General features: G+C 30.0%; 20 protein-coding genes. 12 read left to right on the top strand and 8 right to left on the bottom strand.

Annotation, left to right across the window (positions count from 1 at the left end):
• The first annotated feature begins 12 nt into the window (after nucleotides 1–12).
• From AQ1685_RS03660 to AQ1685_RS03645, 4 genes are all read left to right on the top strand, one after another.
• Entirely contained in the window at nucleotides 13–270 is a 258-nt protein-coding gene (locus tag AQ1685_RS03660) for a hypothetical protein (RefSeq protein ID WP_095069556.1), read from the top strand.
• A gap of 153 nt (nucleotides 271–423) precedes the next feature.
• A complete protein-coding gene (locus AQ1685_RS03655) occupies nucleotides 424–1,218 on the top strand; it encodes a TerC family protein (RefSeq protein ID WP_095069554.1) in 795 nt (264 codons plus the stop codon).
• Nucleotides 1,219–1,295: 77 nt separating this feature from the next.
• The gene (locus AQ1685_RS03650) at nucleotides 1,296–1,751 is read left to right on the top strand and encodes a hypothetical protein (protein ID WP_095069553.1); all 456 of its coding nucleotides are present in this window, start codon (nucleotides 1,296–1,298) and stop codon (nucleotides 1,749–1,751) included.
• A 64-nt stretch (nucleotides 1,752–1,815) separates the two neighbouring features.
• Nucleotides 1,816–2,520 (top strand): hypothetical protein, encoded by a 705-nt coding sequence (locus AQ1685_RS03645; protein ID WP_095069552.1) that lies wholly within the window; start codon nucleotides 1,816–1,818, stop codon nucleotides 2,518–2,520.
• A 61-nt stretch (nucleotides 2,521–2,581) separates the two neighbouring features.
• Here the strand turns inward: AQ1685_RS03645 and AQ1685_RS03640 are convergent, their stop codons facing one another.
• Together AQ1685_RS03640 and AQ1685_RS03635 are read right to left on the bottom strand one after the other, a co-directional pair.
• Nucleotides 2,582–3,352, bottom strand: coding sequence for an alpha/beta fold hydrolase (locus tag AQ1685_RS03640; RefSeq protein WP_095069550.1), 771 nt, complete (start codon nucleotides 3,350–3,352; stop codon nucleotides 2,582–2,584).
• Complete coding sequence (locus AQ1685_RS03635) at nucleotides 3,352–4,065, bottom strand: pyridoxine 5'-phosphate synthase (RefSeq protein ID WP_095069548.1); 714 nt, start codon at nucleotides 4,063–4,065, stop codon at nucleotides 3,352–3,354. Before AQ1685_RS03635 ends, AQ1685_RS03640 begins: the two co-directional genes overlap by 1 nt.
• 60 nt (nucleotides 4,066–4,125) lie before the next feature.
• Here AQ1685_RS03635 and AQ1685_RS03630 point away from each other — a divergent pair, with 60 nt between their 5' ends.
• The 8 genes from AQ1685_RS03630 to murI all read left to right on the top strand — a co-directional run bounded on the left by AQ1685_RS03630 (nucleotide 4,126) and on the right by murI (nucleotide 12,093).
• Nucleotides 4,126–4,785: a CBS domain-containing protein gene (locus AQ1685_RS03630; RefSeq protein WP_095069547.1), complete on the top strand. Its 660-nt coding sequence runs from the start codon at nucleotides 4,126–4,128 to the stop codon at nucleotides 4,783–4,785.
• Between the two features lie 31 nt (nucleotides 4,786–4,816).
• On the top strand, nucleotides 4,817–5,707 hold the full coding sequence (locus AQ1685_RS03625) for an NAD kinase (protein WP_095069545.1): 891 nt from the start codon (nucleotides 4,817–4,819) through the stop codon (nucleotides 5,705–5,707).
• Between the two features lie 114 nt (nucleotides 5,708–5,821).
• Nucleotides 5,822–6,502, top strand: a complete 681-nt coding sequence (porG, locus tag AQ1685_RS03620; RefSeq protein WP_095069544.1) for a type IX secretion system protein PorG — start codon at nucleotides 5,822–5,824, stop codon at nucleotides 6,500–6,502.
• Nucleotides 6,499–7,251 carry an isoprenyl transferase gene (locus AQ1685_RS03615; protein WP_095069543.1) on the top strand — a complete coding sequence of 251 codons (753 nt, stop codon included), beginning with the start codon at nucleotides 6,499–6,501 and terminating at the stop codon, nucleotides 7,249–7,251. Before porG ends, AQ1685_RS03615 begins: the two co-directional genes overlap by 4 nt.
• Nucleotides 7,244–9,802, top strand: coding sequence for an outer membrane protein assembly factor BamA (gene bamA, locus AQ1685_RS03610; RefSeq protein ID WP_095069542.1), 2,559 nt, complete (start codon nucleotides 7,244–7,246; stop codon nucleotides 9,800–9,802). Before AQ1685_RS03615 ends, bamA begins: the two co-directional genes overlap by 8 nt.
• 61 nt (nucleotides 9,803–9,863) lie before the next feature.
• Nucleotides 9,864–10,670: an OmpH family outer membrane protein gene (locus AQ1685_RS03605; protein WP_095069540.1), complete on the top strand. Its 807-nt coding sequence runs from the start codon at nucleotides 9,864–9,866 to the stop codon at nucleotides 10,668–10,670.
• 45 nt (nucleotides 10,671–10,715) lie between these two features.
• Nucleotides 10,716–11,225, top strand: a complete 510-nt coding sequence (locus tag AQ1685_RS03600) for an OmpH family outer membrane protein (RefSeq protein ID WP_095069538.1) — start codon at nucleotides 10,716–10,718, stop codon at nucleotides 11,223–11,225.
• Between the two features lie 73 nt (nucleotides 11,226–11,298).
• The gene (gene murI, locus AQ1685_RS03595; RefSeq protein WP_095069536.1) at nucleotides 11,299–12,093 is read left to right on the top strand and encodes a glutamate racemase; all 795 of its coding nucleotides are present in this window, start codon (nucleotides 11,299–11,301) and stop codon (nucleotides 12,091–12,093) included.
• Here the strand turns inward: murI and AQ1685_RS03590 are convergent.
• From AQ1685_RS03590 to ccoG, 6 genes are all read right to left on the bottom strand, one after another.
• Complete coding sequence (locus AQ1685_RS03590; RefSeq protein WP_095069534.1) at nucleotides 12,090–13,067, bottom strand: PorP/SprF family type IX secretion system membrane protein; 978 nt, start codon at nucleotides 13,065–13,067, stop codon at nucleotides 12,090–12,092. The genes murI and AQ1685_RS03590 overlap by 4 nt on opposite strands.
• Before the next feature lie 225 nt (nucleotides 13,068–13,292).
• A complete protein-coding gene (locus AQ1685_RS03585) occupies nucleotides 13,293–13,712 on the bottom strand; it encodes a CBS domain-containing protein (protein WP_095069532.1) in 420 nt (139 codons plus the stop codon).
• A gap of 19 nt (nucleotides 13,713–13,731) precedes the next feature.
• The gene (locus tag AQ1685_RS03580; RefSeq protein WP_095069530.1) at nucleotides 13,732–14,565 is read right to left on the bottom strand and encodes a universal stress protein; all 834 of its coding nucleotides are present in this window, start codon (nucleotides 14,563–14,565) and stop codon (nucleotides 13,732–13,734) included.
• 115 nt (nucleotides 14,566–14,680) lie between these two features.
• A complete protein-coding gene (locus AQ1685_RS03575; RefSeq protein WP_095069528.1) occupies nucleotides 14,681–15,382 on the bottom strand; it encodes a sulfite exporter TauE/SafE family protein in 702 nt (233 codons plus the stop codon).
• Nucleotides 15,382–15,828 (bottom strand): FixH family protein, encoded by a 447-nt coding sequence (locus AQ1685_RS03570; protein ID WP_095069526.1) that lies wholly within the window; start codon nucleotides 15,826–15,828, stop codon nucleotides 15,382–15,384. The genes AQ1685_RS03575 and AQ1685_RS03570 overlap by 1 nt, the downstream gene beginning before the upstream one ends.
• Nucleotides 15,829–15,848: 20 nt before the next feature.
• On the bottom strand, nucleotides 15,849–17,270 hold the full coding sequence (gene ccoG / locus AQ1685_RS03565; RefSeq protein ID WP_095069524.1) for a cytochrome c oxidase accessory protein CcoG: 1,422 nt from the start codon (nucleotides 17,268–17,270) through the stop codon (nucleotides 15,849–15,851).
• Nucleotides 17,271–17,272 lie beyond the last annotated feature (2 nt).

The raw sequence follows: 17,272 nt of genomic DNA, 5'->3' as shown, positions 1-17,272 counted from the left end.
TGTAAAGTTTTTATGATAACAGATTTGCAACGAAAAGAATTAGAAAAAATTAAACCTCCAAAGTATAGAGAAAAAGTAAAAGATTATTTATTACAACAAGGTGAAAATTTTTCTTTAGAAACCATACAGAAGGTATATTCTGGAAAAAGAAACAATATTAAAATAGCCAAAGCAATAGTATTTGTTTTTGAAAAGTTTTACAGCGAAAAACAAACTTTAGATGAAAATATTAAATCAATTATTCAAAAAATAGATAAAAAAATTCCTTGAAGTTTTCCCAACTTTTTAAGGACGGGGGGCAACGAGACAATAGACAATATGTTTATTCGTCTCGTTTTTTGTTGAACAAAATTCTAAAATTATATTTGATCACTTTTTTAAATTACTATAAATTAGCCGAAAAAATAAAAAGCTTTACTTATTATGTTAGGAATCATCTTTACGCTTTTAATGCTTGTTTTTTTACAAGCCGTTCTAGGATTTGATAACTTATTATATATTTCTCTAGAATCTAAAAAAGCTCCAGAAGCAGATCGAAAAAGAGTTCGTAAAACAGGGATTCTAATTGCTATCGGTTTAAGAATTGTATTGCTTTTCGTTTTAATTTCAATTATAGACTTTTTCCAAACTCCATTTGCTTGGTTAACAGGTGGTGCAAAAGATATTGTAGAATTTTCTTTCAACGGACACAGCATAATAGTATTGATAGGTGGTGGTTTTATTATTTACACCGCTATTAAAGAAATATGGCATATGATTTCTATTAAAGATTTAAATCATGATCCGGAAGCAGAAGGAAATGGAAAGAAAACTGCAAATGCTGCAATCGTTAGTATTGTAATTATGAATCTTGTTTTTTCTTTTGATTCTATATTAGCTGCAATAGGTTTAACTAGTAGTATAAAAAACTCAACTACTGCTTTTATTGTAATGGCCATCGCTATTGTGATTAGTGGTTTACTAATGTTAGTTTTAGCTGACAGAATATCTAAATTCTTAGCAAAAAACAGAATGTATGAAGTATTAGGACTATTTATTTTATTAATTGTAGGAATAATGCTAGTTACAGAAGGAGGACATTTAGCGCACATTAAGTTATTTGGCAATCCTGTAGAGCCGATGAGTAAAACTACATTTTATTTTGTTATTGCTGTATTAATTGTAACTGATATCGTTCAAGGTCGTTATCAAAAGAAACTCTCTAAAGAAAAACAATAAATATTTTTTAACAGTAAAATCACGCAACCTTTATCTGTCTTTGTTATCTATGTAAATAGATAATAAAAACTATTTAGATGAAAAAGTTATTTTTACTGCTTGCAATTATTACACTACAGTCTTGTAATTCAAATGGAGATTGTGACGATACAATAGACAATGTTTTTGTTTGTAATAACTCTTTTGACTTTAATTTCAGATTACTTGATAAAGACACCAAAGAAAATTTAATCTTAAATAACACTTTTGAGGAAAACGATATTAAGTTTATAGATATCAACAACCCAAGCAATGTTCTTGAATCATATTACATGAGTTCTGGAACTTTTTCTGTGTATGAATTTTTTCAAGAATCAAAAACCATACGCTATAAGATAGAATTATCTTCTGAAAACATATTAGAAATATCTGCTAATGCTGATTTAAAAGAAATTGGTGGCTGCTGCAAAACAAAAGTTGAAATCACAAATTTAATAATTGAAGGAAACGTATTCGAATTAGATTCCGACAACATCTACAATATTTTTATTTAATAATTTTCATCCCTCTTTTAAACCTTTTTAGCTTTTTACTGTCTTAATAACAAAACACAGAATTATGAAGACATTAAAAATGAGCATAGTAATGTTTTTATCGCTTACTTCTTTACTGGTAAGTGCACAAAACTTAGGTGATAAAAAGGAACGTTTTGATAATAAATATGCTGTTGTTACTGGAAAACAACAATTAAAAAAGGATATACATCAACTCGAAGTATTTAAGAAGAAAATTATAGCTTTTGAAGAAGCCTTTATAGGTCACGAAACAAAACGTGTTAATTTATTGAAGGCTGATATTCTTTCAGACATGAAAAGAGAAATTAAACAAAGTGAACGTAAAATAAATCAAAATAGAGTTGAATTAAAGCAGAGTAAAATCGAGTTAAGAAACTCAAAAAGAGAATTAAAAAGAACTAAACGTAACGCTTTAAGAAGAAACACAGTACAAAATAGAAAAGAATTACGTGACGAAAAACGTGACACTAAAGACGATAGAAGAGATTTAAGAGACGATAAAAGAGACCTAGAGACACAGATTGCACGAACCAACCGACAAAAAGAAATTTACAAGAAAATTAAAGCTTTCAATTTTTCTAATATAAAAGCATCAGGTAAACGAAAACTAATGACTAATTCTAAGTTATTAAATGATTTTGCTAAAACGATGGAAGCAGATATAACTGCTACTAAAATTGAATTGAAAGAAGATTTTAAGGAAATGAATGAAGATAGAATAGAAAGAAGAGAAAACTTACGAAGTTAAATTTCCTTGTCCGCCCCCTGGGCACTTTTCGGTAATAACCTTGGCTAATGCCAAGGTTATTTTATTTTAAAAAATTTATCGCTTTTGTATAAAATTCTGAAGGGTTTTCAGCATGTAGCCAATGCCCAGCTTTTGATATTGTTTCTACTTCTGAATTAGGAAAATGTGCTTTAATTAAAAAACTGTCTTCATCTAAAATATAACCTGATTTTTCTCCTCTTAGAAATAGAGTTTCACCATTAAAAACTGTAGATGAGGGTAAAGGTTTCACTACTTCATGATAATTTTCAGATAGTGCTTTAAGATTGAAACGAAAAGCCAGTTGATCTTTTGTTTTCCTGTATGTGTTTTTAAGAATAAATTGACGCACACCTACTTCAGAAATTAACTCACTTAACTTTTCATCAATTAACCTTCTAGAATTTTGTATCTGAAAATCTACAGATTCTAGAGCCTTGATGATATCTTGATGATGAGGCGGATATTCTTTCGGAGCAATATCTGCTATAATTAATTTATGAATAAATTCAGGGTGTTCAGTAGCAAACAACATTGCAGTTTTACCTCCCATAGAATGTCCTAATAGGTAAACATTCTCAAGAGTATGTGCCTGAATATAATTTAGTAAATCTTCAACTAATAATTCATAACTAAACTCATCTGAATGAAAACTTCTACCATGATTTCTTTGATCAATTAAATGTACTTGAAAACCATCTTCAGCAAACTTATTTGCATGACTTTTCCAATTATCACCCATTCCAAAAAAACCATGTAAAATCAACAACGGTTTTCCTTCACCTACTATTTTACTATGTAAAATCTCACTCATTATTTAAGACGATCTAAATATAAATTTACTACGTTTTCAATCCCTAAATAAATACTCTCAGAAATTAAAGCATGACCTATAGAAACTTCAGCCAAATTAGGTATATTCTGCTTGAAATATTTTATATTTTCTAAATTCAAATCATGTCCTGCATTAATACCCAATCCTAAATCAACAGCTAATTTAGCCGCTTCTACATAAGGTTGTATTGCTTCTTTGTTCCCTTTTACATACTCCGCAGCATAATTTTCGGTATACAACTCTATTCTATCTGTTCCTGTAGTAGCAGCAGCTTCGATTAGGTTTAAATCTGTTTCTATAAAAATAGAAGTTCGAATCCCTGCTTCTTTAAACTCAGCAATAATATCTTTTAAATATGATTGATGTTTAATTGTATCCCAACCTGCATTAGAAGTTAAAACATCTTCTCCATCTGGCACAAAAGTTACTTGAGTAGGCTTAATTTCTAGCACTAAATCTTTAAACTTTTGTATAGGATTTCCTTCTATATTGTATTCTGTAACTACAACAGGTTTTAAATCATAAGCATCTTGATATTTTATATGCCTTTCATCTGGTCTTGGATGCACTGTTATTCCATTCGCTCCAAAATCTTGAATATCTGAAGCTACTTTTAACAAATTAGGAATATTTCCCCCTCTAGAATTACGTAACGTAGCAATTTTATTAATATTTACACTTAACTTTGTCATTGTTGTATTTTAAGAGTACAAAAATAACGTATTAAAAGTTTTTAAACTATATTCGTAATAATGAATATTACTGATTATATCCTCAAAGAAATTAAGGCACTAACATTAAAAGATTCTGTTCTTATTGCCAACGATTTATGTAAAGATTTACCTATAACTCATATTCCAATTGTTGATAACAATAAACTTGTAGGCTGTTTTGCTGAAGATGATATTCAAACTATAGAAAAAAAAGATGCTGAGTTAGGCGAATACACACACTTATTACATCAATTTCATACCAACACTAAAACAACATTATTAGAACTAATTACATTGTTTGCTGAAAATGATTGTAATATAATTCCTGTTTTAGACGAGGAACAAAATTATGCTGGATACTACGATTTACGTGATATTTTAGATGTATTTGTAGATAGTCCATTCATGCATCAAAATAATGAAACATTAATTGTTGCTAAATCTAAATCAGATTTTTCTATGAGTCAAGTTTCTCAAATTGTAGAAAGTAACAAGGCAAAACTTTTAGGACTCTATGTATCTAAAGAAACCGCAGACAATGTAGAAATAACAATAAAACTTTCTTCTGAAGAAATGAATGAGATTATTCAAACATTTAGAAGATATGATTACAGTGTGATATCGCAACATGAAGATGATTCTTATCTTGAAGAACTTAAAGACAGAGCAAACTATCTAAGAAAATACTTAGATATGTAATCCCCCTAACCAAGAATAACAATTAGAAAAATTGAAAAAAGTAGCTATATACGCGCAATCGTATTCGTTGAATGCAGAAAAAGAGGTTAAAACTCTTATTAAATGTTTGGAAAAACATAATATCGTCATTTTTATAGAGGAGGAATATTATAATTTACTTACTTCACATGAGGTTTTAAGTAAAAAGTATCCTGTTTTCTCACATTTTAATGATTTATCTGATTCTTTTGACATGTTATTTACTGTTGGTGGAGATGGGACTATTTTAAGAGCTGTAACTTATATCAGAAACTTAAACATTCCTATTTTAGGAATCAATACCGGAAGACTAGGTTTCTTAGCTACAATTCAAAAGAAAGAAATTAAAGAAGCTATAGCCTCTATAATGGAAGGTAAGTTCAGTCTACAAGAGAGATCTTTACTACAAATACAAACTAATCCAGGAACCGAAACTTTCTCAGAACTAAATTTTGCACTAAACGAAGTTACTATAGCAAGAAGAAATACAACTTCTATGATTGGTATAAAAACGTATTTGGATGAAGAATACTTAACAAATTATTGGGCTGATGGACTGATTATATCTACACCAACAGGTTCAACTGGTTATTCATTAAGTTGTGGCGGACCTGTAATTTTACCAGATTCAACAAGTTTAGTAATTACACCAATTGCTCCTCATAATTTAAATGCAAGACCAATAATAATTCCTGAAAAAACGAATATTCAACTAGAAGTTAGTGCTCGAGAAAAAGATTTTTTAATCTCTCTAGATTCAAGAATAGCTACTGTTCCTCAAGAAACTATAGTTCAAATTCAGAAAGCTCCTTTTACTGTAAAAACTATTTTGTTAGAGAATCAGTCTTATTTAAAAACACTTCGTCAAAAATTACTCTGGGGTGAAGACACTCGAAATAAGTAAGTTGTTTAACATAAACTTTCACAATAAATCTCTAAAAAGGAAGTTAATCAAAAAAGACAGATTATTAACTTTTTAAAGCAAATTCAATTCCATATATTTGCACGCTTTCAAGAGATGAAAAGGTATATTTTTACATTATTATTAACTTGTTTTTCAAGTATTTCGTTTTCGCAAATTCACGAAGTTGGCTTCTTCTTAGGTGGATCTAATATTATTGGAGACATCGGAGCAAGCAATTACGTATCCCCTAACCAAATAGCGGGGGGGCTTGTTTACAAGTATAATTTAAACCCACGAATAGCTATTCGCGGTAATTATAATTACATCCCAGTATCAGCTGCAGATATAGATTCAGATAATTTATTTCGTCAACAAAGAAACTTTAGTATATCCAATACTATACATGAACTAGCAGTTGGACTTGAATTCAATTTCTTCGATTATAATATTAGAATAAGAGAACAATCATTTACTCCATATATTTTAGCACAAGTTGCTGCAAATAATTATCAAAGTCCAGATAGACAACAAGGAACAGAAATTTTATTTACCAACAAATTCTCTTACGCTATACCAGTAGGAGTTGGTGTTAAAGGAAGAATATCAGATCATTTAGCATACGGGTTAGAGGTCGCAGTTCGACTTACTTTTGATGATGATTTAGATTATACAGTTAATGACATACCAGTCCTTGACTTTGGAGGTAATGGAAATGATTTTTACACGTTTGCTGGTTTTTCTATAGTGTATACTTTTGGAAGGCCTGCATGTTATGCCGATCAGAATAATTTATGAGTGAAAAACTACAACGCATTAACTTAAATAGAATTCCTAATCATATCGCTATAATTATGGACGGTAATGGTCGTTGGGCTAAAAAAAAGGGAATGCAACGTGTTTTTGGACATCGAAATGCTTTAACCGCTGTCCGTGAGTCTGTAGCTGCTGCTAGCGAAATAGGCTCAAAATTTATTACTTTATATGCTTTTTCTACAGAAAACTGGAATAGACCTAAACTTGAAGTTGATGCTCTAATGAGCTTACTTATCACTTCTTTAAAGAAAGAAATTCCCGATTTTCATAAAAATGATATTAAAGTTAATAGCATAGGAGCTGTAGATCAACTACCTAAAAAAGCCCAAAAAGTACTTAACGAAGTAATTGAAGAAACTAGCAATAATTCTAAAATAACTCTAACATTTGCACTGAGTTATGGTAGTAGAGAAGAAATTGTTAATGCTATCAAAAACATATCTAAAAAAGTTGTTAATAACGAAATTGACATAAAAAAAATTGATGAAAAAATTATAAATAGTCATTTATATACATTTAATTTGCCCGACGTTGATTTAATGATACGTACAAGTGGGGAACAAAGAATAAGCAACTTTTTGTTATGGCAAATGGCCTATGCGGAATTATATTTCACTGAAACACTTTGGCCTGACTTTAGAAAAGAGCATTTATTCGACGCAATTATAGACTATCAAAACAGAGAACGAAGATTTGGAAAGACAAGTGAACAGATTGATACCAATGTATAAAAATTTATTTTTTACAGTTTTTTTTATTGCTTTAACGGCTATAGCTAACGCTCAAGATACACCAAAAGACACTATTAATCCTAATACTAAGGATACTAAAGGTAAAATAAATTACGAGAGAGGAAAACAATATATCTTAGGAGGAATTACAGTAACTGGACTTCAAAAATTTAGTGAAGAAACTGTAAAAGTATACACAGGGTTATTAGTTGGGCAACCTGTTAAATTACCTGGTGACAAATTAACTAGTGCGATAAAAAAACTATACGATAGTAAACAGTTTAGCGAAGTTGATGTTTATTTATCTAAAATTGATGGTGAAACTGTATATCTTCAATTTGATGTAGTCGAATTACCAAAACTTAACGACATCAAGATAACAGGAGTTAGTAAATCTAAGGCAAGAGATCTTCAAAAAGAAGCTGAGCTGAGAAAAGGAACTCAAGTAACAGACAACTTAATCGTAACTACGAGAAATTACTTCAAGAAAAAATATACCGACAAGGGTTATTTAAAAACTAAAGTTTCTTTAACAACGAAAAAAGACACCACTGATACAAACGTAGTTGATATGTTTATTCATATTGATAAAGGTGATCGTATTAAAATTAAAAATATTGATTTTGTAGGAAACAAAGCACTATCTGATGGTAAGTTGAGAGGTGCTATGAAAAATACAAAAAGAAAATTTTTAGGTCGTTTTTGGAAATCTTCAAAATATATTGAAGATGATTTTAAAGAAGATTTAGAAAAAGTTTTAGAGACCTATAGTGAACTTGGTTATAGAGATGCTAGAATCTTAGAAGATCGTTTGACTTGGAACGATGACAATACAATTAATTTAGAAATTGAATTAGAAGAAGGAAGACAATATAGATTTGCCGATATCATTTTTGTTGGAAATAAAAAATACAATGATGAATTCTTAGATCGTTTCTTGAGAATAGAAAAAGGAGATGTATACAATGGTAAAGTATTGAAAGAAAGGATTTCTGGAGATGGTACACCAGACTCTCAAGACATTCAATCACTTTATCATAATAACGGTTATTTATTTTCTTCTGTAAATGCAGTTGAAACTAAAGTAAAAAATGACTCTATCACTGTAGAAATTAGAATTAGAGAAGATGAGCCTGCAACAATAGGTAAAGTAACTGTTGTAGGAAATGATAAAACGAATGATCATGTAATTTACAGAGAGCTTAGAGTTAAACCTGGAGATTTATTCAGTAGACAGAACATTATACGTTCTATTCGTGAAATAGGTCAATTAGGTTTCTTTGATACTAATGTTACTCCTGATGTAAAACCAGACTATGCTAATAAAACCGCAGATATTGAATTCTCTGTAGTTGAAAAAGGTGGTAGCCAAATTGAACTTCAAGGTGGATTTGGTGGTGGATCTTTTATTGGTACATTAGGTTTGTCATTTAACAACTTCTCGATAAGAAATATTTTCAATAAAGATGCTTATAAACCTCTTCCTATGGGAGATGGACAAAGTTTATCTTTACGTTTACAAGCTAGTAGAACAAATAGTACTTATAGTTTCTCATTTACTGAACCTTGGTTAGGAGGTAAAAAACCACAATCGTTATCTTTCTCTATATTCTACTCAAATCAGTTTAGATTCAATTTCCAGACTAGACAAGTTGATAGAAGTCAGAGCTTAGATATTTTTGGAGCTACTTTAGGCTTAGGTAAACGTTTAAAATGGCCAGATGATTTCTTTTCATTATCTCAAAGTATAAGTTACCAAAGAATTGGACTAAATAATTTCCCTTATAGAGTAGGTTCGTCAAACGCAATCTTAAATAATGGAAACTTAAATAATTTATCATATACAGCAGTTTTAAGTCGTAATTCTGCCGGACCAAGTTTAATTTTCCCTACTTATGGATCAGAGTTTTCTATAAGAGCAAAAGCTACTTTACCTTACTCTTTAATTAATGGTAAAGACTTATCAGATGAACCTGAAGGTTTAACACCGACTGAGCAACAAGATTTTTTAGCAGATCGTTTCAAATGGTTAGAATACTATAAATTATCTGCAAAAGGAAAATGGTATACTGCTTTAGCTAAGAAATTAGTATTAATGTCTAATTTTGAAATTGGTTTCTTAGGTTCATATAATGATGAACTTGGTTTAACACCTGTAGAACGTTATTTTGTTGGTGGTGATGGAATTGCTCAAGGACAATTAGATGGTAGAGAAATCGTAGGTTTACGTGGTTATGAAAACAATAGTTTATCTTCTGTAGATGGAGGATCTATTTATAATAAATTTCAACTAGAATTAAGATATTCTATTACAGATAAGCCTTCTGCATCTATATACACATTAGGATTTTTAGAAGCTGGTAATGCTTACGACAATTTTAGTACATTTAACCCGTTTGAGTTAAAGCGTTCAGCTGGATTAGGAGTACGTATATTTATGCCTGCTTTTGGTTTACTTGGTATTGATTTTGCCCATGGGTTTGATCCGTTACCAGGCTTTTCACAAAAATCTGGTTGGCAAACACATTTTATTATTGGAAGACAGTTCTAAAATACTACATTTGTAACACTTTGGTTTTTTGGCACGGTTTTTTCTAAATACACTATAAACAATGAAAAAAATAAATCTTACGTTCGTTCTTTTACTTATTGCAGTAAGTGTAAGTGTTGCACAAAAAAATCAGAGAATTGCCTATATAGACATGGATTATATTCTACAGAGTATTCCACAATATATAGAAGCTCAAAATGCTTTAAATGACAAGGTTGCTAAATGGAGATCTAACCTAGATAAAGAAGCAAGACAGATCGAAGTTATGAAAACTGATCTATCTAACGAGAAAGCAATTTTAACACAAGATTTAATAGAAGAACGTGAAGAAGATATCCAAGTAAAACAGGATGCTTTACGTAAGTTAGAATCGCTGTATTTTGGTCCTGATGGTGATATGTACATATTACGTAAGAAACTAATTCAGCCAATTCAAGACCAAGTTTACAATGCAGTACAAACTATAGCCTCGAGAAAAAAATATGATTTCGTTTTTGACAAATCGAGTGAATTAGTAATGTTATATTCTAACAAAAAACACGATATTAGCTCACTAGTTTTAAAATTGATTAAAATCGATGTAAAGAAACAAGCTAAACGTGATAAAATAGCCGCTAGAAAAAAGTTACTTGATGACGATGGAAAATCGGAAGCAGCTAAACAAAGAGATGCGAAAAAAGAAGCTATAAGGCAAAAGAAATTAACAGAGCGTGAGGCAAAGTTAAAAGCAATAGAGGAAAAAAGAAAAGCTCGTTTAAAAGCAAGAGATGAAAAACGTAGATTATTAAAAGAAAAGAAAGAAGCTTTACGTAAAGCTAAAGAAGCTAAGAAAAAAGAAGAAGCAGAGAAAAAAGACAAAACAAATTAATTTATAGAATAGAAAAGAGAACAAAAATTTTAAATTAAGACAAACATGAAACATTTAAAAGCGTTATTATTAGCTGCAATTTTTACGATTGGTTTAGGTGGAGTGGTGAATGCACAAAAAACTGCACATATTAACACCGATAAATTATTAGCTGAGATGCCAGAAACAAAAGCATTAAAAGCTGAATTAGAAAAATTACAAAAAACATACAGAGCAGATATAGAAGGAATGTTTAAAGCTTTAGAAGCTAAATATAAAAAGTTTGAAGCTGAGCAAAATTCACAGACTAAAGAAGCAAATGCTAAGAGAGCTCAAGAAATACAACAAGATAGAGCAAAAATAGCTCAAGCAGAGCAAACTATGAACCAAGAAATGGCAAAGAAGTACAAAGAAAAAACTGCTCCTATCTTAAAAAAAGCTGAAGATGCTATTAAAGCTGTAGCTGCTGAGAAAGGAATCGTTTATGTATTAGATGCAGCTCCTGGTAAAGGTTTAATCGTATTCGAAAAAGGTGAAGACATTTTTAATGCTGTAAAAACTAAATTAGGATTCTAAAACAACTTTTTTAAGTTAAACCATATTATAAAATCCTGCTTAAATTAAGCAGGATTTTTATTTTTGTGCTAACATGATTAATAATTCTAAGCAACCTATTGGTATTTTTGACTCTGGTATAGGAGGTACATCCATTTGGAAAGAGATTCAACAACTTTTACCTAATGAAGATACAATTTACTTAGCAGATAGTTTAAACGCTCCCTATGGTCAAAAAACTAAGGAAGAAATCATAAATCTTTCAATAAAAAACACAGAGTTTTTAATTCAAAGAAACTGCAAGCTTATAGTGGTTGCTTGTAACACAGCTACAACAAATGCTATTCAATATTTACGTGAAAATTATTCTGTACCTTTTATCGGTATTGAACCTGCAATAAAGCCTGCATCTCTTCAAACTAAAACAAAAACTATAGGTATACTAGCTACGAAAGGGACTTTAAATAGTGAATTATTTGAAAAAACATCATCTTTAATTAATAATGATATTAAAATCATAGAACAGATTGGAGAAGGCTTAGTAGAGTTAATTGAACAAGGTAAAATTGATTCTTCAGAAATGAATCTACTTTTAAAATCTTATATTGATCCTATGCTAAAAGAAAATATAGATTGTTTAGTATTGGGCTGTACACATTATCCTTACTTAATAAATGCAATTAGAAAAATAACTAATACTACTCTTACTATAATTGATTCTGGTGAAGCTGTTGCAAGACAAACCAAAAGAATTTTGGTTCAAAAGAATTTACTAAATACTGAAATAAAAAACACTTCAAATATTTTTTACACCAACAAAAATAAAATTGTATTGGAAAGGATATTGGAAGGCGCTAAATATAGTTCAATTGAGCAATTGGCATTTTAAAATAATTGCCCATTAATATTTGGACATGCGGCTAATCTTCTTTTAGCACATAACAAATTCATCCCCAAAGACAATTGATGGAAACCTCCTTCAGCAAAAACTAAATCTCCAGATTGTTTGGTAAAAGTATAAGCAAACATAAATCTTTTGAAATTTATTCCTAATAAAGGAGAAAAATATTGAGCATTTTCAAAAGTATTTCCGTCGAAAGAAGAACGATAAGAAATTCCAGCCCAAAGTAAAGATCCTTTTAATTTTCTGTACGCTTTAACATTTAAGTCAACAACTTTTTCTCCTGTTTGCTCTTTGAACTGAAACATAAAAGATGGTTCAAATTGTAGTTTTTTGTCGTTATTAAAATAATAACCTGCGCCAATAATATAATTCCTAAGGTTTAAAGCATCGAATTCTGAAGTCAAATTATCTTTAGCTGTTAAGAAAATATTTTTGACAGTTAAATAGCTAGAAAATCCTCTATAGTGATAAGCAAGTCCGAAATCTGAATTAAAATAAAAATCACTTTCTATGATTTGTTGTACTTGTGGATCTCCACTAAAAGTACTTTGATCTACCTCATTTTGTACAGCAGATAAAGACAAACCAAAAGATAATTGATTAAAAACACTTCCGTTACTTAAATTCAAATGATAAGCATAAGTACCTTGCACTGCTTTTTGTGAATGAAAACCATTTTTATCATTAAATAAAATAGCTCCAAAAGCAGCTTTTGAATCTTCATTAAATCTTCCGTGAAAACTTAAAGTTTGTAACTGTGGAGCGTTATCTATACCTAGCCATTGACTCCTTGCTGTTAATCGGATTTTACCACACTCTCCAATACCAGCTGCTGCTGGGTGTACCAAAAAAACATTATCAGAAAGATAATCTTGATAAATAGGCAATGTTTCTTGAGAAAAAGAAACAAAAAAAGATAAAATTACGCTTAATGATATTATTTTAGATACAAACTTCATTTAAAGTATTTACAGGTTGGCAAATATATTAGATTTAAGTCCAACTTACTAAAAATTAACATTAAAGCTAATTAGAATTATAATCAATTAAAAAAGTAAAAACTATACAATAAAAGATTGTACGGTTATAAAAGAAAAAAGAGGAAAACCTTAAAAAGATTTTCCTCTTCCTATTCTAGAAAAATTCAGAAAACTGAATTACAGAATGAAATACACAATATTACTTTAATACTGCTCTAATAAATATTTAATTAAATCGGTAGTAGTTACGATTCCAACCAACACATTATTTTCTACAACTGGTAACGCATGAAATTCTCGAGTTGACAATACTTCTGCTACTTCTTTAATTGTATCGCTCGCATTCACTGTAACCACATTTTTTGTCATTACTTGCTCAATTGTAAAAATGCTATTCAGTACAATATCTACTTCTGTTTCGTATTCTTGAACCGTTTCTGCATAACTTACTCTTAGTAAATCGGTGTGACTTAACATTCCTATGATTTCTTCGCCTTGTACAACTGGTATATGTCGTATTTCATGAGTTTTAAATAACTCTTCTGCTGTTGTTAAATCATCAATTGAACTTAGTGTTACTAAATTAGCACTCATTATTTTTGATACAGGTGTTCTTTTTTTCATAATAAATTAATTATTGGATTTATATTTTGATTGTTAAAACTGGTAAGGCTGCGTGATTTACAATATCTTCAGCAATGCTTCCATCTAAAAAATGTTCAATACCATGTTTACCATGTGTTGGCATAATGATTAGATCACTTTGGTTAGTTTGAGCATATTCTAAAATGCCATCTTCAATTTTATAATCAGAAACTTCTACTATTTTAGGTTTGTTTTCAAAACTTTCTCCGACGTTGTATAAGAAACTATCAATGCGTTCTTTCTTTTCTTTTGTCGTTTTAAATTTGGCTCCTGGAGTATTCACGTGAACCAATTCTATTTCACATTTAAAAACTGATAAAATTTCTTTAGCTTGTTTATATGGTTCTACAAAATCATTTGAAAAATCACAGGCAAAAACTACTTTTTTGAATGGTTCTGTGATCGGAAGTCCTTTAATAACCAATACTGGAATTGTAGAGTTTCTCACTACTACTTCTGAATTCGATCCTAAAAACATTTCTTTAAAACCTGTAGCTCCTTGTGAAGACATAATGATTAAATCTGCATCTTCTTGTCCTTTTAAATCATGAAAGCTACTAAAGTCTTTGTATGGCTGAATTAATGTTGAAACTGTGATATCTGATAAATATGGTTTATCTAGAAATTCATCGAACTTTTGTCGTGCCAACTTAATTTGGAATACTGCCTGCTCATTGATATATGATGACGAAACTGAAATTAATGCGTTAGACAATTCTAACATATGAACTGCAACTATTTCTGATTTAAATTGCTTCGCAAATGAAGCTGCAGTTCTTAAAGCGTTCTCAGAATGTAACGAGAAATCTACTGGTACAATAATTTTTTTCATGATAGAGAGACTTAATAATTAATAGTGTAAAACTACTTTAACTTTCAAGTAAAAACTATGATATCAATCAGTTACCCTTTTTAAAAACATGATAAAAATCATTTTTTAAAAAAGATTATTTACAAACTGTTTGGTGTTCTACTAAATTACTAACAGAATTTGCTGGTGAGATATAGGGAATATCTAAGGCTAACCCTCGTAGGATAAACAACACACCTATAAGAATTACTGCAAAAGGAACTATTTTTTTAAAGTAATTGTAAAACGTAAAATGTGTAAATTTCCCTAAGTATACAATTGAACTCATTAACGGAATTGTACCAATACCAAATAAAAACATATATAAACTTCCGTATAATGCATTATGGGTTGCTATGGCTCCTAAAATAGCCATATAAACTAATCCACAAGGAAGAAAACCATTTAAAAAACCAATAAGGAAAAATGTATTTCTTTTTTTCTCTTTGAGTTCTTTACCTAATTCAGATTTTACTTTAATGATAAACCTGTTTAATGAATTGGTTATTTTTAATCTGTGAACAATTTTGGGGAATAAAATGATTACAATCATTAGAATTCCTGTGAAAATAGATAAATGTTGCTGAAATGTAAATAATTCAAAACCTCTACCTAATAACCCGAATACCAAACCTAACAAAGCATAAGTTGATAGTCTTCCTAAATGGTAACTCATTAACTGAAAAAACTGTGTTACTTGGTTTTGCTTGTTTAATGGTAACATAAAAGCTATTGGTCCGCACATGCCTAAACAGTGTAAACTTCCTAACAAACCCAATATGAAAGCAGTGTACAGCATTAAAGTGTAAGTTCTTTATGATATAAAAAAGGAGTTCCCTTATAATTAAAATCTACTGTAATATTCCAACGTCCCCCAACTAAAAACTTTTCAGGAATATGTAGCTTTTGATTTTTTAAAACTATAGGAAACTCACTATCTAAAGTTTTATCTGAAGGTCTGTATAAGAATACTTTTCCATTTATAAATTCTGATTGAAATTCTTCTGAAAACAGCAATTCTAAACCTTTCTGATTTAATTGAATAACTATCGCATCTTTTATTGCTAATACATTTTGTTCTGCATTGATATTATCTTGATATTTTAATTCTTTTTGATAATAGCTGTCGGTTACCAAATCGTGATTGTATTTGTGGTTTGTTATCATAGTTGTAACCATAAACATGATAAATCCAATAAAAGCTAAGATTGCTATTACTATACCTGTACCCCAATTTAGTTTCATATTTGTTTTAATTTAAAGTGTTACCAAAATTTTCTAGGTCCTAAAAAATTTGTTGTGGTAGTTTCTATAAGTTTGTTTTTACTGTATACTCCTATTTTGAGTTTCACTCTGTCTTTTTTTAACTGACTTTGATGTAATTCAATAAAAAGAGAACCTTCAGCCATACCTTGTTTAGGTATTGTAAAATCTTGATGTGTTACAATTTCTATTTTCCCTTTATGAGATAATAGTTCATAATGTATATTGTTAATTTCCTCAGTAGTTTTATTTACAATTTTAAAAGAATATACGTTACTGATAATTCCGTCTGCTTTTCGTTCATATAACTGACCTGGTAATCGAAATACTTTGGCTTCAACGTCGTTTCTTAAGAATAACATTCCTGTTAAAACACCAAATAAGATGACAAGCACTGCTGCGTAACCTTTCATTCTAGCAGTAAACTTAAACGGACTCTTTTTTTCTATATTTTCAATACTTGCAAAACGAATTAATCCTTTAGGGTACCCGATATTTTCCATCATGGTATCGCATTCATCTATACAAGCGGTACAATTCACACATTCTAGTTGAGTTCCGTTACGAATATCTATTCCTGTAGGACAAACATGAACACATTGCTTACAATCGATACAATCTCCTTTACCAGAAGCAATTCTATCTTCTTTTTTATTAAATTTTGCTCTTCCTTTTTCCTTTTCTCCTCGTTTGTAATCGTATGCAACAACAACCGATTGATTATCTAATAAAACACCTTGTAATCGTCCGTACGGACAAGCGATAATGCATACTTGTTCTCTAAACCAAGCAAAAACAAAGTAAAAAACACCCGTAAAAATTAACAGCGCTATAAATATTGAAACATGATTTGCTGGTCCGTTACTTATGTATAATAAAAGTTCATCACTTCCGATAATGTATGCTAAAAACACATTCGCAATACCAAATGAAATTAAAAAGAACACGAACCATTTTAATACCTTTTTTCTGATCTTTTCAGCATTCCAAGGTTGTTTAGCCAAACGAATTTGTTTTCCTCGATCTCCTTCTATCCAATATTCTATTTTTCTGAAAACCATTTCTAGGAAAATAGTTTGTGGACAAATCCATCCACAGAAAACTCTTCCAAAAACAACGGTAAAAAGAGTTACAAAGACAACCCCAATAATCATTGATATTACTACCAAATGAAAATCTTGCGGCCAAAATGGAAATCCGAATACATTAAATTTACGTTCTAGAACATTAAATAATAAAAATTGATTTCCATTGATTTTTATAAATGGTGCAGACAATAGAAAAAGTAACAATGCGTAGCTCACATAACTACGATAATTGTATAGTTTTCCTTTAGGTTGTTTAGGAAACACCCAAGCACGTTTTCCTTCGGAGTCTATGGTACCAATACTATCTCTAAATTTTTCGTTTTTAGGTGTTTCCATTG

It is taken from the genome of Tenacibaculum jejuense (assembly GCF_900198195.1).
Taxonomy (GTDB): Bacteria; Bacteroidota; Bacteroidia; order Flavobacteriales; family Flavobacteriaceae; genus Polaribacter; species Polaribacter jejuensis.
Note: the sequence above shows the minus strand (reverse complement) of the source record. Positions and strands in the feature narration are given on the sequence as shown.

Bases quoted from the DNA above. Each gene is read 5' to 3' on its own strand.
- AQ1685_RS03660 (WP_095069556.1), top strand. From the start codon at position 13: ATGATAACAGATTTGCAACGAAAAGAATTAGAAAAAATTAAACCTCCA.
- AQ1685_RS03655 (WP_095069554.1), top strand. From the start codon at position 424: ATGTTAGGAATCATCTTTACGCTTTTAATGCTTGTTTTTTTACAAGCC.
- AQ1685_RS03650 (WP_095069553.1), top strand. From the start codon at position 1,296: ATGAAAAAGTTATTTTTACTGCTTGCAATTATTACACTACAGTCTTGT.
- AQ1685_RS03645 (WP_095069552.1), top strand. From the start codon at position 1,816: ATGAAGACATTAAAAATGAGCATAGTAATGTTTTTATCGCTTACTTCT.
- AQ1685_RS03640 (WP_095069550.1), bottom strand. From the start codon at position 3,352: ATGAGTGAGATTTTACATAGTAAAATAGTAGGTGAAGGAAAACCGTTG.
- AQ1685_RS03635 (WP_095069548.1), bottom strand. From the start codon at position 4,065: ATGACAAAGTTAAGTGTAAATATTAATAAAATTGCTACGTTACGTAAT.
- AQ1685_RS03630 (WP_095069547.1), top strand. From the start codon at position 4,126: ATGAATATTACTGATTATATCCTCAAAGAAATTAAGGCACTAACATTA.
- porG (WP_095069544.1), top strand. From the start codon at position 5,822: ATGAAAAGGTATATTTTTACATTATTATTAACTTGTTTTTCAAGTATT.
- AQ1685_RS03615 (WP_095069543.1), top strand. From the start codon at position 6,499: ATGAGTGAAAAACTACAACGCATTAACTTAAATAGAATTCCTAATCAT.
- bamA (WP_095069542.1), top strand. From the start codon at position 7,244: ATGTATAAAAATTTATTTTTTACAGTTTTTTTTATTGCTTTAACGGCT.
- AQ1685_RS03605 (WP_095069540.1), top strand. From the start codon at position 9,864: ATGAAAAAAATAAATCTTACGTTCGTTCTTTTACTTATTGCAGTAAGT.
- AQ1685_RS03600 (WP_095069538.1), top strand. From the start codon at position 10,716: ATGAAACATTTAAAAGCGTTATTATTAGCTGCAATTTTTACGATTGGT.
- murI (WP_095069536.1), top strand. From the start codon at position 11,299: ATGATTAATAATTCTAAGCAACCTATTGGTATTTTTGACTCTGGTATA.
- AQ1685_RS03590 (WP_095069534.1), bottom strand. From the start codon at position 13,067: ATGAAGTTTGTATCTAAAATAATATCATTAAGCGTAATTTTATCTTTT.
- AQ1685_RS03585 (WP_095069532.1), bottom strand. From the start codon at position 13,712: ATGAAAAAAAGAACACCTGTATCAAAAATAATGAGTGCTAATTTAGTA.
- AQ1685_RS03580 (WP_095069530.1), bottom strand. From the start codon at position 14,565: ATGAAAAAAATTATTGTACCAGTAGATTTCTCGTTACATTCTGAGAAC.
- AQ1685_RS03575 (WP_095069528.1), bottom strand. From the start codon at position 15,382: ATGCTGTACACTGCTTTCATATTGGGTTTGTTAGGAAGTTTACACTGT.
- AQ1685_RS03570 (WP_095069526.1), bottom strand. From the start codon at position 15,828: ATGAAACTAAATTGGGGTACAGGTATAGTAATAGCAATCTTAGCTTTT.
- ccoG (WP_095069524.1), bottom strand. From the start codon at position 17,270: ATGGAAACACCTAAAAACGAAAAATTTAGAGATAGTATTGGTACCATA.